14 protein-coding genes, 2 tRNA genes and 1 other RNA gene are annotated in these 11,641 nt (G+C 71.1%); 8 read left to right on the top strand and 9 right to left on the bottom strand.

The genetic code is table 11. The features are described from left to right. Positions 1-9: 9 nt before the first annotated feature. The 3 genes from ABT053_RS10870 to ABT053_RS10860 are packed head-to-tail and all read right to left on the bottom strand — an operon-like array spanning position 10 to position 1,492. Complete coding sequence (locus ABT053_RS10870; RefSeq protein ID WP_344743938.1) at positions 10-543, bottom strand: DUF5063 domain-containing protein; 534 nt, start codon at positions 541-543, stop codon at positions 10-12. Then, positions 536-1,135, bottom strand: a complete 600-nt coding sequence (recR, locus tag ABT053_RS10865) for a recombination mediator RecR (protein ID WP_350968710.1) — start codon at positions 1,133-1,135, stop codon at positions 536-538. Before recR ends, ABT053_RS10870 begins: the two co-directional genes overlap by 8 nt. 3 nt (positions 1,136-1,138) lie before the next feature. Then, the gene (locus tag ABT053_RS10860) at positions 1,139-1,492 is read right to left on the bottom strand and encodes a YbaB/EbfC family nucleoid-associated protein (protein ID WP_350968708.1); all 354 of its coding nucleotides are present in this window, start codon (positions 1,490-1,492) and stop codon (positions 1,139-1,141) included. Positions 1,493-1,821: 329 nt separating this feature from the next. Here ABT053_RS10860 and ABT053_RS10855 point away from each other — a divergent pair, with 329 nt between their 5' ends. After that, positions 1,822-3,303, top strand: a complete 1,482-nt coding sequence (locus ABT053_RS10855) for a helix-turn-helix domain-containing protein (RefSeq protein WP_350968707.1) — start codon at positions 1,822-1,824, stop codon at positions 3,301-3,303. Positions 3,304-3,441: 138 nt separating this feature from the next. Here the strand turns inward: ABT053_RS10855 and ABT053_RS10850 are convergent, their stop codons facing one another. Both ABT053_RS10850 and ffs read right to left on the bottom strand, forming a co-directional pair. Continuing rightward, on the bottom strand, positions 3,442-5,736 hold the full coding sequence (locus ABT053_RS10850) for a DNA polymerase III subunit gamma and tau (protein WP_350968706.1): 2,295 nt from the start codon (positions 5,734-5,736) through the stop codon (positions 3,442-3,444). A gap of 29 nt (positions 5,737-5,765) precedes the next feature. Continuing rightward, positions 5,766-5,861: signal recognition particle sRNA small type (gene ffs, locus ABT053_RS10845), an RNA gene on the bottom strand. A gap of 108 nt (positions 5,862-5,969) precedes the next feature. On the opposite strand from ffs, the gene ABT053_RS10840 reads away from it, so the two are divergent. The 3 genes from ABT053_RS10840 to ABT053_RS10830 all read left to right on the top strand — a co-directional run bounded on the left by ABT053_RS10840 (position 5,970) and on the right by ABT053_RS10830 (position 7,635). After that, a tRNA-Ser gene (locus ABT053_RS10840) sits at positions 5,970-6,058 on the top strand. Between the two features lie 336 nt (positions 6,059-6,394). Then, positions 6,395-7,261, top strand: a complete 867-nt coding sequence (ypfJ, locus tag ABT053_RS10835; RefSeq protein WP_350968705.1) for a KPN_02809 family neutral zinc metallopeptidase — start codon at positions 6,395-6,397, stop codon at positions 7,259-7,261. A 71-nt stretch (positions 7,262-7,332) separates the two neighbouring features. Then, positions 7,333-7,635: a type II toxin-antitoxin system VapB family antitoxin gene (locus tag ABT053_RS10830; RefSeq protein ID WP_350968704.1), complete on the top strand. Its 303-nt coding sequence runs from the start codon at positions 7,333-7,335 to the stop codon at positions 7,633-7,635. A gap of 153 nt (positions 7,636-7,788) precedes the next feature. Here the strand turns inward: ABT053_RS10830 and ABT053_RS10825 are convergent. From ABT053_RS10825 to ABT053_RS10810, 4 genes are all read right to left on the bottom strand, one after another. Then, positions 7,789-7,878: transfer RNA gene (locus ABT053_RS10825), tRNA-Ser, on the bottom strand. A gap of 24 nt (positions 7,879-7,902) precedes the next feature. After that, positions 7,903-8,346: a tRNA adenosine(34) deaminase TadA gene (tadA, locus tag ABT053_RS10820; RefSeq protein ID WP_350968703.1), complete on the bottom strand. Its 444-nt coding sequence runs from the start codon at positions 8,344-8,346 to the stop codon at positions 7,903-7,905. Between the two features lie 172 nt (positions 8,347-8,518). Further along, positions 8,519-9,007 carry a tRNA adenosine deaminase-associated protein gene (locus ABT053_RS10815; RefSeq protein ID WP_350968702.1) on the bottom strand — a complete coding sequence of 163 codons (489 nt, stop codon included), beginning with the start codon at positions 9,005-9,007 and terminating at the stop codon, positions 8,519-8,521. Positions 9,008-9,023: 16 nt separating this feature from the next. Further along, a complete protein-coding gene (locus ABT053_RS10810) occupies positions 9,024-9,533 on the bottom strand; it encodes a tRNA adenosine deaminase-associated protein (RefSeq protein ID WP_350968701.1) in 510 nt (169 codons plus the stop codon). Between the two features lie 179 nt (positions 9,534-9,712). On the opposite strand from ABT053_RS10810, the gene upp reads away from it, so the two are divergent. The 4 genes from upp to ABT053_RS10790 all read left to right on the top strand — a co-directional run bounded on the left by upp (position 9,713) and on the right by ABT053_RS10790 (position 11,638). Then, on the top strand, positions 9,713-10,351 hold the full coding sequence (gene upp, locus ABT053_RS10805) for a uracil phosphoribosyltransferase (protein WP_350968836.1): 639 nt from the start codon (positions 9,713-9,715) through the stop codon (positions 10,349-10,351). Between the two features lie 200 nt (positions 10,352-10,551). After that, a complete protein-coding gene (locus ABT053_RS10800; RefSeq protein ID WP_329087977.1) occupies positions 10,552-10,782 on the top strand; it encodes a hypothetical protein in 231 nt (76 codons plus the stop codon). A gap of 170 nt (positions 10,783-10,952) precedes the next feature. Then, positions 10,953-11,111 carry a hypothetical protein gene (locus tag ABT053_RS10795; RefSeq protein WP_350968700.1) on the top strand — a complete coding sequence of 53 codons (159 nt, stop codon included), beginning with the start codon at positions 10,953-10,955 and terminating at the stop codon, positions 11,109-11,111. Beyond that, entirely contained in the window at positions 11,108-11,638 is a 531-nt protein-coding gene (locus ABT053_RS10790) for a PH domain-containing protein (RefSeq protein WP_329087979.1), read from the top strand. Before ABT053_RS10795 ends, ABT053_RS10790 begins: the two co-directional genes overlap by 4 nt. The last annotated feature ends 3 nt before the right edge of the window (positions 11,639-11,641 follow it).

Below are 11,641 nucleotides of genomic sequence, written 5' to 3'. Positions count from 1 at the left end.
TGTGGACGATCACACCGTCGTGCGCTCCTCCGCGACGTCGAGCCGCGTGTGGGCGACGAGCGCCTGGAGGGCCCGCATCGCCGCTCCGGCGTGGTTGCCCCAGGTGTTGAAGTAGGAGTACTGCCACCACCAGAGCGCCTCCAGGGGGCGCCCCGCCCGGTGGTGCCGCAGGCCGTGCAGGAGGTCGGCGGCCACCGCCGTCAGGTCGTCCGACAGGCGGTACGGGGTGACGACGGTGTCCTTGTAGGGGTCGAAGACCTCGGCGTAGTCGTCGACCGGCCCCAGCCGCTCGGCGAGGGCCGTGCGGACGGCGTCGACGTCCGGGTCCTCGCCCAGGTGTGGCTCCCAGTTGCCCGACAGGATCACGTCCTGGCTCGCGCCGAGCTGCGCGCCGGCCGAGCTGACCTGCGCGACCTCCACCAGCAGCAGCGGCAGGATGGCGTCGCCGCCCTCACCGCCCGCCAGGCGGGTAAGGCCGTCGATGTAGTTCTTCGCGTGCTCCGCGATCCGTTCCGCGAGAGCGCTCCACGCATCGTCAGACATCAAGGAGCCTTCTTCCTTCGAACGCGCGGCCCAAGGTGACCTCGTCGGCGTACTCGAGGTCACCGCCTACGGGCAGACCGCTGGCCAGTCGTGTCACTTTCAGTCCCATCGGCTTGACCAGACGGGCGAGATAGGTCGCCGTCGCCTCCCCCTCGAGGTTGGGGTCGGTGGCGAGGATCAGCTCGGTGACCTGACCGTCCGCCAGGCGGGTCATGAGCTCTCGGATGTTCAGGTCGTCGGGGCCGACGCCGTCGATCGGGCTGATCGCCCCGCCGAGCACGTGGTAGCGGCCCCGGAACTCGCGGGTCCTCTCGATGGCCACGACGTCCTTCGACTCCTCGACGACGCAGATCACGTGAAGATCGCGCCTGGTGTCGCGGCAGATCCGGCACTCCTCCTCCGCGGCGACGTTGCCGCAGACCCGGCAGAAGCGGACCTTCTCCTTGACCTCCAGCAGAGCGTGCGCGAGCCGTTTCACGTCGGCCGGCTCCGCGGCCAGCAGGTGGAACGCGATGCGCTGCGCGCTCTTGGGACCGACGCCGGGAAGCATCCCGAGCTCGTCGATCAGGTTCTGGACGACCCCCTCGTACATGACCTAGAACCCGGGAAGCTGGCCGAGCCCGCCCCCGCCGCCCAGCCCCTGCGCGAGGGGGCCGAGCTTCTCCTGCTGCAGGTCGGCGGCGGCGCGCACGGCGTCGCGAATGGCGGCGATGACCAGGTCGGCGATGGTGTCGGCCGTCTCCTGGGGATCGCCGGGGTCCACGGCCTCGGCACTGATCTTGAGCTCGAGCAGCTCGCCCCCGCCGTTGACCGTGGCCACGACGAGGCCGCCGCCCGCGGAGCCCTCGACTTCCGCGTCGTTCAGCTCCTGCTGGGCGCTCACAAGCTGCTGCTGCATGAGCTGTGCCTGCTCCAGCAGCTGCTGCAGGTTGACATCCCCTGGGTTCACCGTCGTTGTGCTCCTCGTCCGTGACATCGGTCGTCACGAGCCTACGGGGTTCGGGCCGGGTGTTGTACTGCAGCGAGCACGCGTTCCCCCAGTATGGGGATTAAACCCCCGTCGGGCCTCGGGCCCCCCTCCAGACGTCCGAGACCCGACGCGACACGCGCCGGAGCGGCCGCACACGACAGCGTGTGATCGAAAGCTAACCCTCCGGAGGTTGCACACACGTTGCGATCGTTCACTCACCCTTCGCACACCCTCTTTGGCCGAACGGGTTGCGGGCGGGGGTCCCGACCACCGATGCTTCGGCCATCGGCTCTATTCCGGGGGGATATGTGCGCGACGGCCACCGGGGAGCTGTCCAGGCGGCCGACCTCGGCTCCTACTCGACCCGACTGCGACGCCTGCACGAGGCGCTGATCAGGGGCGAGCGGCCGGCGGGCGAGGGACCCAGGAGCGTGATCTCCGCGTCGTGGCGGCGCTCGCTGGACGCCGGGGTCGACCCCGACGCCGGCTCGGCCCCCCTCGCCTTCGAGGGCGAGGACATCCGCGAGGTCCGCTCGGCGCACCCGATGAGCAGGCTCCTGCCGATCATCACCGGGACCCTCCTGGAGGCCGTCGACGCGGACGACCAGATCCTGCTCGTCACCGACGCCCGCGGCCGGGTGCTCTGGCGCGACGGCAACCACCGGACGATGGAGAGCGCCGACGAGGTGGGGCTGGCCGACGGCTTCGACTGGAGCGAGGACGCGATCGGGACCAACGGCCCGGGCACCGCGCTCGCCACCCGGCGGCCCCTGCACGTCTTCTCCGCCGAACACCTGGTCAGGTCGCTCCACCGCTGGTCGTGCTCCGCCGCGCCGATCGTCGACCCCGACAGCGGCGACGTGCTGGGCTGCGTCGACATCAGCGGCACGACGCGCTCCATGCACCCGGCGAGCGTCGCCCTCGTCGAGGCCGCGGCGCGGCTCGCGGAGAGCCACCTCACGCTGCGCATGCTCGAACGCGACGAGCGGCTCAGACGCCGCCACGAGCGCCACCTGAGCGCGCTGCGCGGCGAGCCCGGCGCCCTGGTCACCGCGACCGGGCGGATCATCGCCGGTGACGACGCGCGGCACTGGGCCCCGCGCGTCCGCCTGCCGGAGATGGGAGACCGGGTGGTCCTGCGCGACGGGCGGAGCGCCTTCCTGGAGGCCCTCGGCGACGACGGCTTCCTGCTCCGCCTCGCGGGCCCGGCCAGGGGCCCCGTGCTCGCCCTGTCCTTCCTCGGCGCCGAGCACCCCTCGGCGCACCTCGACGGGACCCGCCTCGCGCTCTCCCTGCGCCACGCCGAGATCCTCGCGATGCTCGCCCTCAACCCCCGGGGGATGACCGCCGCCCAGCTCTCCTTCCACCTGTACGGCGACGCGGGCAACCCCGTCACCATCCGGGCCGAGATCCACCGCCTCCGCGCCCAGCTCGGCAGTACGATCGCCGCCAAGCCGTACCGCCTGGCCTGCGTGGTGGAGGCCGACTTCCTGGAGCTCAAGCGGCTGCTCGCGGGCGACGAGGCCGCCCCGGTCGCCCGCGCCTACCGCGGCCCCCTGCTCCCCCGCTCCGAGGCCCCCGCCCTGCGCCTCGAACGCGAGGAGCTGGAGGGACAGGTGCGTGCCCGGCTGCTGCGGCGGGGAGGCCCCGAGGACCTGTGGGCGTACGCGGAGACCGAGCACGGCAGGAACGACATCCAGATCCTCGAACGCCTCGTCACGGCCCTGCCCCGCCACGACCACCGCGCGGTGGCCGCCCGGATCCGCCTCAGCGGCGTCGATCTGCCCTGAGGCCGCGCCCTGCCGGCGGACCTGGAACCCACCGGGCACGTCCTCGCGCGGATGCCGCCCTGCGCGGGTGGTACCCCGCCGGGTGGGACCTCCCCGGCGGCACCTCGCCAGGTGTGGTCTCTCAGGTGGTGCCTGTCGTCAGGTGTGGTCGATCTCGCCGATGACCTGGCCGCCCAGCTCCCGCTGGAGGAGGGCCATACCGGTGAGCGCGTCGACGTCGGCGTCCGCGTCGTTGAGCGGGTCGACCTCGTCGGTGTCGGGGGCGGCGGCGCGGGCGCCGCGGGCCGGGATCGCGTCGGGCCAGGCCGCCGCCTTGGCACCGGTCTTGACCGCGGCCTTGGGCCCGGCCTGGGCCGCCGCCCTCGCCGCCGAGCGGGCCGCGGCCAGACCGGGGCTCGGCACGGAACTCGGCGGGGGAGGCGAGCCGGGGTCCTCGGGCAGGGGGGCGTCCGGCCAGGACTCGTCCGTCGCGGGCGGGGCCTGCCTGTCCGTCGCGGGCGGTGCCTGCCTGGGCGGAGTCTCCCGCGAGTCCGCGGGAGACTCTCCGGGGGCGGGCGCCGGACGGGCGGGTGCCTGGGACGGGGACTGCGGGGCCGGTGCCTGCGGGGCCTGCGGCGCCTGGTTCTGGGGGGCGGGGTGCTGGGGGGCCGGGGGCTGCCTCGGAGCCGGTGGGCGGCCACCGCCCGAAGGAGCGGGCCCGCCGCCGACGACGGCCTCGACCTTCCAGGTGCCGCCCAGGACCTCCTGCAGCACCGCCGCGACGACCGCGTCCTTGCCGCCGCCGGTGAAGTTCTTCATCGCGCCGACCTGGGCGAACCCGAGGGTGACGATCTTGCCCTCGACCCCGACGACCTGGGCGTTGGTGTTGACGTTGGCCCACACGACGATGCTGCGCCGCTTGAGCGCCGCGAGCACCTGGGGCCAGGCCTGCTGCACGGCCCCGGCACCCGAACCGGACGCCGCCGCCGTGTCGGCCGGGGCGGGAGCCTGCTGACCGGAGTCCGGAGCCCGCTCCTCCCGGCCCCGCTGCCCCTGCTGGCTCTGCTGGTCCTGCTGTCCTTGCCGGCCCTGCTGTCCTTGCTGTTCCTGAGCTGGCGCGCCGGGCCTGACCGCCACGGGCCAGTCGTCGCCGGAGCCGCTCCCGTCGCCCCTGCCCCCGGACCGCTCGGCGGGCGCCTCCGCCTGCGGCGGGGACGGGGACGGGGACGGAGGCGGGGGTGCCGCGTGGACCACGGGCGCGGGGGCCTGAGGTGCGAGGGGCGCGGGAGCCGCGACGACTCCCCCCTTCTCCAGCCGCTCCAGGCGGGCGAGCAGCGCCGCCTCCCCCTGGGCCGCGCCGGGGAGGAGGATCCTGGCGCACATCAGCTCGAGCAGCAGCCGGGGCGAGGCCGCCCCGCGCATCTCGATCAGGCCCGCGTTGAGGATCTCCGCCGCGCGGGTCAGCTCGGCCGGGCCCATCGAGGCCGCCTGGACCTGGAGCCGCTCCAGCTCGTCGCCGGGCCGGTCGAGCAGACCGCTGGTGGCCGCCTCCGGCACGTTGGCCAGGATCACCAGGTCGCGGAAGCGCTCCAGCAGGTCCATCGCGAACCGCCGGGGGTCGTGACCGCCCTCGATCACCCGGTTCACGACCTGGAAGACCAGCGCGCCGTCACGACCGGCGAAGGCCGCGACCACGTCGTCGAGCAGGTCGCCGTCGGTGTAGCCGAGAAGGGAGACCGCGCGGGCGTACGTGATGCCCGCCTCGTCGGAACCGGCGAACAGCTGGTCGAGGATCGACAGCGAGTCGCGGGCCGAGCCCGCGCCCGCCCGGACCACCAGCGGGAGCGCGGCCGGCTCGAACGGGACCTTCTCCGAGGTGAGGATCTCCTCCATGAGCGCGCGCAGCGCGGCCGGAGGGATCAGCCGGAACGGGTAGTGGTGGGTCCGGGACTTGATCGTCCCGATGACCTTCTCCGGCTCGGTGGTCGCGAAGACGAACTTCAGGTGCGGGGGAGGCTCCTCGACGAGCTTGAGCAGCGCGTTGAAACCCTCGCGGGTCACCATGTGCGCCTCGTCGATGATGTAGATCTTGAAGCGCGACGACACCGGCGCGAAGAAGGCCCGCTCGCGCAGGTCGCGGGCGTCGTCCACGCCACCGTGCGAGGCGGCGTCGATCTCGATGACGTCGAGGTGGCCGGGGCCGGTGGGCGCCAGCGCCACGCAGGACTCGCACTCCCCGCACGGGTCGGGTGTCGGGCCCTTCTCGCAGTTGAGGGAGCGGGCCAGGATGCGCGCGCTGGACGTCTTGCCGCATCCCCTGGGCCCGCTGAAAAGATAGGCGTGGTTGATGCGCCCGCTGCGCAGCGCCTGGCGCAGCGGGTCGGTGACGTGTTCCTGACCCTTGACCTCGGCGAAGGTCCCGGGCCGGTACTTGCGGTACAGCGCAAGACTCATGCGGCGATCCCACCTGCGAGGGGTCTCAACGAAGAGACCCCTCGCACACCCGCCAGAGCCCGCTTATCCTTGCTGCCTTCCGGCCCTGGGGAGGTTCACAGGATGACGCCGCGCGAGGGGTCGGCCCCCAGTCTAGCCTCAGATCCGAGTGGTCGGTGTCGGAAAAGATCAGAGTGGTCGGTGTCGGAAATTAGTGGTCCGTGCCGCTCCGAAAGTTGGGTAAGCTTCTCCACGGAGGATTCGCCTAGTTGGCCTAGGGCGCACGCTTGGAAAGCGTGTTGGGGGCAACCCCTCAGGAGTTCGAATCTCCTATCCTCCGCCACCTGAGAGGGGCCGGACCGCACACGCGGTCCGGCCCCTCTGGCGTTGTCCCCAATGTGGCGACCCCGCGTTCCGGCCGCCGCGCACGCCCTGACCAGCCGTTTGTCCGGGTAGATGCGCATTTACGGGGAATGCCCAAGAAAGCGAGTAAGAAGTCCGCTCCGCCCGATCACCCGATCGTGGCCCGGTGGACGAGAGGGATCCGCGGGCGCCCCGCCCCGGTCACCCGATCACGAGAGCCACGGTGCCTTCCCCGAGGGGTGTCCGGTCCCGTCGGCATGGCGGGCCCTCCCCTGGGCAGTCGGAGGGTCCTAAGCGGATCGAAGGGACGTCGGCGATGGACTTCAAGGATGACGCCCAGCTGGACAGCTCGCAGGTCGAGAGTCGCGGCGGTGGGGGGAGGATCCCCGGTGGCGGTCTCGCGATCGGCGGCGGCGCGGCGGGAATCGTCGCGCTCATCCTGGCCCTGGTGTTCGGGATCGACATCGGGGGCGGCAGCGGGGGCTCCTCCCAACCGGCCCCGGTGGGTCCGAGCTCCGACCTCACCGCCCAGTGCAAGACCGGGCAGGACGCCGACCAGAACGAGGAGTGCCGGGTGGTCGGGGTGGTCAACAGCATCCAGGACTACTGGCCGAAGGCGGTCCAGGGGTACGAACCGGCCAAGACCGTCATGTTCTCCGGCCAGGTCGACACGGCGTGCGGCGCCGCCGACGCCTCCGTCGGCCCGTTCTACTGCCCGGCCGACCGCCAGGTCTACCTGGACCTCAGCTTCTTCAAGGAGCTGGAGAGCAAGTTCGGCGCCAAGGGCGGCCCCTTCGCCCAGGCCTACGTGATCGGCCACGAGTACGGCCACCACGTCCAGAACCTTCTCGGCACCAACGCCAAGGCCCAGCAGGGTCCGGAGAGCGGCCCGGAGAGCGGCTCGGTCCGGCTGGAGCTGCAGGCCGACTGCTTCTCGGGGGCGTGGGCCAAGAACGCGTACGAGACCGGCCTGTTCGAGAAGCCGTTCACGAAGACGGACATCGAGGAGGCGCTCAGCGCGGCCTCGGCCGTGGGTGACGACAGCATCCAGGAGCGGACCCAGGGCCGGGTCAACCCCGACGGCTTCACCCACGGGACGTCGGCGCAGCGTGTCAAGTGGTTCACCACCGGTTACGAGGGCGGCGACCCCGGCAAGTGCGACACCTTCGCCGGAAGCATCTGAAAAAGGCCTGTGAGCTGCGACGAGGGAAACCCGCCGGGCAAGCGGCGGGATTCTCTCCTAAACTACGTACCGTGATCTTCAAGTTGGTCGGCGACGAACGGCCCTATCCCGAACACGGTCTCTCGCATCGCGAGTGGGCCCAGATACCGCCGCGACAGGTCCGGCTCGACACCCTGATCACCACGAAAGCGGTGCTCGACCTGCACTCCCTGCTCGCCAAGGACTCCACCTTCTACGGCGACCTGTTCCCGCACGTGGTCCAGTGGCGCGGCGACCTCTATCTGGAGGACGGCCTGCACCGGGCGCTGCGCTCGGCCCTGCACCAGCGCTCGGTGCTGCACGCGCGAGTCCTGGACCTGCCCTCGGAAAGCTGAGCCTCCCGGGAAGCCGGGGGCCCGTCCCGGCGGCGTGGACCGCGTTCGGCCCTCGGGACCGAGACCGAAAATCAGGTGACCGGTGCCGCCCCGGTGTGACGGTGACACGGAAAGAGCCCCCGACCCGGATGTCCGGGTCGGGGGCTCTCTCGGTGGCGGTGGAGGTGGGATTTGAACCCACGGATAGGTTGCCCCATCACACGCTTTCGAGGCGTGCGCCCTCGGCCACTAGGCGACTCCACCGCGGAGCAGCTTACCGGATAACCGCTATTGCTCGCGCATCCGGCGAGCGGTGAAGAACTCGGTGAGAACCGCCGCGCATTCGTCGGCCAGGACCCCTCCGAGAACCTCGGGCCGATGGTTGAGGCGGCGGTCCCTGAGCACGTCCCAGAGCGACCCCGCGGCGCCGCCCTTGGGGTCCGCCGCACCGTAGACGACGCGATCGATCCGGGCGAGCACGGCGGCCCCCGCGCACATGGTGCAGGGCTCCAGGGTGACCACCAGCGTGCAGCCGCTCAGCCGCCACTGGCCGCGCTCCCTCGCGGCCCGCCGCAGGGCGAGCACCTCGGCGTGCGCGGTGGGGTCGGCCGAGACCTCCCGATCGTTTCCCGCCTGGGCCAGCACGGAGCCGTCGGGACCGAGGACGACCGCGCCGACGGGCACCTCTCCGCGGGCTCCGGCCTCGACGGCCTGCGCCAGGGCGAGCCTCATCTCCCGGACGTGGCCCCCCGGCGCCGAGCCGGTCACCGTACGCCCGCCAAGGCCGGCGCGTCCGCCGAGACAGCCGGCGCGTCCGCCGGTGCCGGGCCGGTCACCGTACGCCCGCCGGTGCCGGGGCGGTCAGCGCGCATCCGCCGGCGTCGGGCTGGTCACGGCGCGTCCGTCAGCGCAGCCGGTCGAGCTCGTCGGCGAACGCCAGCCGCTCGGCGATCACCGAGAGGGTGTCCGCGGGGAGCGCGCCCTCCTCCATGCTGAGCTCGACGAGCTCCTCGGAGCTCAGCCCGAGGTCTTCCAGCAGCTCGAAGTCGCCCGCCGGCCGCACGCCCAGGTCGGGGGTGTCCTTGTCGACCGCCACCCCGGCGAGCTCGGTGAAGAGCTCACCCAGGTCGTCGGACAGGCCCGCGTGGGCGTCGGACAGGAACGTGCGCGGCTCCAGGTCGCCCTGGTAGCGGACGATCGCGAACCACTCGTCCTCAACCTCCACGCATAACAGGGCCAGCTCGTCACCGGTGAGCCCCAGATGCTCCTGGACGGCGTCGCCGAGATCGTCGGCGATCTCCGCCTCGCTGAGGTCGACCTCCGCACCGTTCCAACCGTCCGTCGTACGGACGAAGGCGGCGGAGAACACACTGTTGGATGGTCTGGAGGGCATGGCCGATCTCCCGAGGTCAGCCGAACACAGAGTCGATGGCGCGTTCGAACGGCTCGGAGAACCCCAGCCGCGCGGCGATGCTTGACAGGACGTCCTCGGGGAGGAGGTCGATATCCCCTGACAGGATGCCGAGCTCCATCTCGTCGAGGCCCAGGTCGGCGAAGATGGACAGGTCGCCCGCGGGGAGCGCCGTCTCCTCGTCCTGGAGGATCGCGTCGAGTTCGTCCTCGTCGGGAACGGGCACGTCCAGGTATTCCAGCGCCTGCTGCGCGAGCGGGAAATCCCAGGACGCGGCGATGTCGGAGAGGAACACCTCGACCCTCTCGCCGAACACCCGTAGCGCCACGAAGAACTCATCCCCAACGGCGACCAGGCCAATCGTGCCGTTCATGCTCGGCTGCTGGCGCAGGGCGTGGACGAGACCCTCGAGGTCGGAGGTGAGCGACACCGGGAGCATCTCCGCCTCCCAGCGGTCGTCCTCCCGGTAGATCACGATGGCAAAGTCCAGCGAGTCTTCGTCTGACATGGCCATCCCCACCGAATGCTTTCTCTACGGAGGTCAATGCTTTCAGAAGCGAGGCACTGACGTGGGCCTCTCCGACCAAATTGTGATCAAATCCGAGTGAGCGGGCGATGTCGAACAGGTGCGGCCCGTCTTCCCCCCGGCTCATCGCCGCCCGTCGGCCCAGGATACCTTTGACCACCATGGAAACCCTGGTCGTCGACCATCCCCTGGTGGCCCACAAGCTGACCGCGCTGCGGGATGTGAACACCGACTCCCCCACGTTCCGGCGTCTCGCCGACGAGCTGGTGACCCTGCTGGCCTACGAGGCGACCCGGCAGGTCCGCGTCACCGAGTGGTCGGTGGAGACCCCGGTCGCCCCCGCGAAGGGCGTGCGGCTGGCGCAGCCGTACCCGCTGGTGGTCCCGATCCTGCGCGCGGGGCTGGGGATGCTGGACGGGATGACCCGGCTGCTGCCGACGGCCGAGGTGGGTTTCCTCGGGATGATCCGCAACGAGTCCACGCTGGAGGCGGAGACCTACGCCACCCGCCTGCCCGAGGACCTCTCGGGCCGCCAGGTCTACGTGGTCGACCCGATGCTGGCCACCGGCGGCACCCTCGCGGCCGCGATCAAGTTCCTCTTCGACCGGGGCGCCGACGACGTGACCGCGCTGTGCCTGCTGGCCGCGCCCGAGGGGATCGCCCACCTCGACGAGGCCTTCGCCGGCACCGGCAGGCCGATCCGCCTGGTGACCGCGGCCCTGGACGAGCGGCTGAACGAGAACGGCTACATCGTCCCCGGGCTGGGCGACGCGGGGGACCGCCTCTACGGCGTCGTCTGAGGCACCCCGGCATCCCCCGGCACCCCTCGTAGGGACACCGCCGGTCCTCCCGAGATCTCGCACCATCCTTTTCCCTTAAAGGATGGTTCTTCTACCCGCCGACCGTTACATAATGTGGTTCCCCGGGTACTAAGCGTGGCGAAGACATCTCTTCTGTGTCCCCGGTCCGCCGAGGCCGCGGGCGCACACCAGGGAGAACCATGAGCGAGCGAATCATCCCGGACACCGAGCCGGACCCGTACGCGGACTTCAGCGCCGCGCTCAGGGACGAGTTCTCGGAGATCCATCCGGCGACCACGGTGACCCGTTGCATAGAGGCGGCCCACTACGGAGCGCTGGAAGTGGTCGGCCACGCCCATCCGGCGCTGGTCGAGCGGATCGCCCGCAAGCACCTCGAGGTCCTCGCGCTGGTCGCGAGCGAGCGCGGGTGACGCGGGCGGCGGACGATGGCGGGCGCGCCGGCGGAAAGTGCCCCGCGAGGACCTGAGCCAGGTTTCTCGCGACGCGCACGAGACCGAATCGGCCGATGCGCTTTACCTCGGCATGGCCCTGGGTAATGTATATGGCGGGTGCAGTGGGTGAGCGGTAGTAGGAGGCCAAGGTGCAGGTCAAAAAGGTGCTGACGTACGGCGCTGTCGGATTTGTGGCGTTTTTCCTGTTCACACGACCAGGTGACGCGGCCAACGCGGTGAAGGGTGCCATGGACACGGTTTACTCGGCGGCTGATTCTCTGGCCCAATTCGTCTCACATCTGTCATGAGGCTCGTGACCCACGGGGACTCCGCCCCCTCGTCGGTCAACCGCTACCTGCTCCCCCACGAACACCAGGTCATCATGGTACGGCGCCACCCGGCCGTGCTGCTTCGCGCGGTCGCCGAGGTCTTCGGCGGCCTGATCCTCGCCGGACTGCTGAGCAAGTGGTTCGGCGACCAGGGCGGTGGCGGCGCGCTCGTCGTCGTCTGGTGGGCCTGGCTGCTGTTGCTGATCCGCTTCGTCTGGAAGGTCGCCGAGTGGTCCGTCGACTACTTCGTCGTCACCTCCAAGCGGATGCTGCTCACCACCGGGCTCATCACCCGCAAGGTCGACATGATGCCGCTCGGCAAGGTCACCGACATGAGCTTCCAGCGCTCGATCCTCGGCCGCATGCTGGGCTACGGCGAGTTCGTCCTGGAGTCGGCCGGTCAGGACCAGGCGCTGTCGAGGGTCAATTACATCCCCTACCCGGAGACCCTCTATCTGGAGGTCTGCCAGATGCTCTTCCCCGGGGGCAACGATTCCGATGATTAGCGC

The sequence above is a fragment of the Streptosporangium sp. NPDC002524 genome, from assembly GCF_040295985.1.
Classification (GTDB): domain Bacteria; phylum Actinomycetota; class Actinomycetes; order Streptosporangiales; family Streptosporangiaceae; genus Streptosporangium.
This window is presented reverse-complemented; position numbering and strand designations above follow the sequence as displayed.

Bases quoted from the DNA above. Each gene is read 5' to 3' on its own strand.
- upp (WP_350968836.1), top strand. From the start codon at position 9,713: ATGGAAACCCTGGTCGTCGACCATCCCCTGGTGGCCCACAAGCTGACC.
- ABT053_RS10815 (WP_350968702.1), bottom strand. From the start codon at position 9,007: ATGCCCTCCAGACCATCCAACAGTGTGTTCTCCGCCGCCTTCGTCCGT.
- recR (WP_350968710.1), bottom strand. From the start codon at position 1,135: ATGTACGAGGGGGTCGTCCAGAACCTGATCGACGAGCTCGGGATGCTT.
- ABT053_RS10800 (WP_329087977.1), top strand. From the start codon at position 10,552: ATGAGCGAGCGAATCATCCCGGACACCGAGCCGGACCCGTACGCGGAC.
- ABT053_RS10850 (WP_350968706.1), bottom strand. From the start codon at position 5,736: ATGAGTCTTGCGCTGTACCGCAAGTACCGGCCCGGGACCTTCGCCGAG.
- ypfJ (WP_350968705.1), top strand. From the start codon at position 6,395: ATGGACTTCAAGGATGACGCCCAGCTGGACAGCTCGCAGGTCGAGAGT.
- tadA (WP_350968703.1), bottom strand. From the start codon at position 8,346: ATGAGGCTCGCCCTGGCGCAGGCCGTCGAGGCCGGAGCCCGCGGAGAG.
- ABT053_RS10810 (WP_350968701.1), bottom strand. From the start codon at position 9,533: ATGTCAGACGAAGACTCGCTGGACTTTGCCATCGTGATCTACCGGGAG.
- ABT053_RS10870 (WP_344743938.1), bottom strand. From the start codon at position 543: ATGTCTGACGATGCGTGGAGCGCTCTCGCGGAACGGATCGCGGAGCAC.
- ABT053_RS10790 (WP_329087979.1), top strand. From the start codon at position 11,108: ATGAGGCTCGTGACCCACGGGGACTCCGCCCCCTCGTCGGTCAACCGC.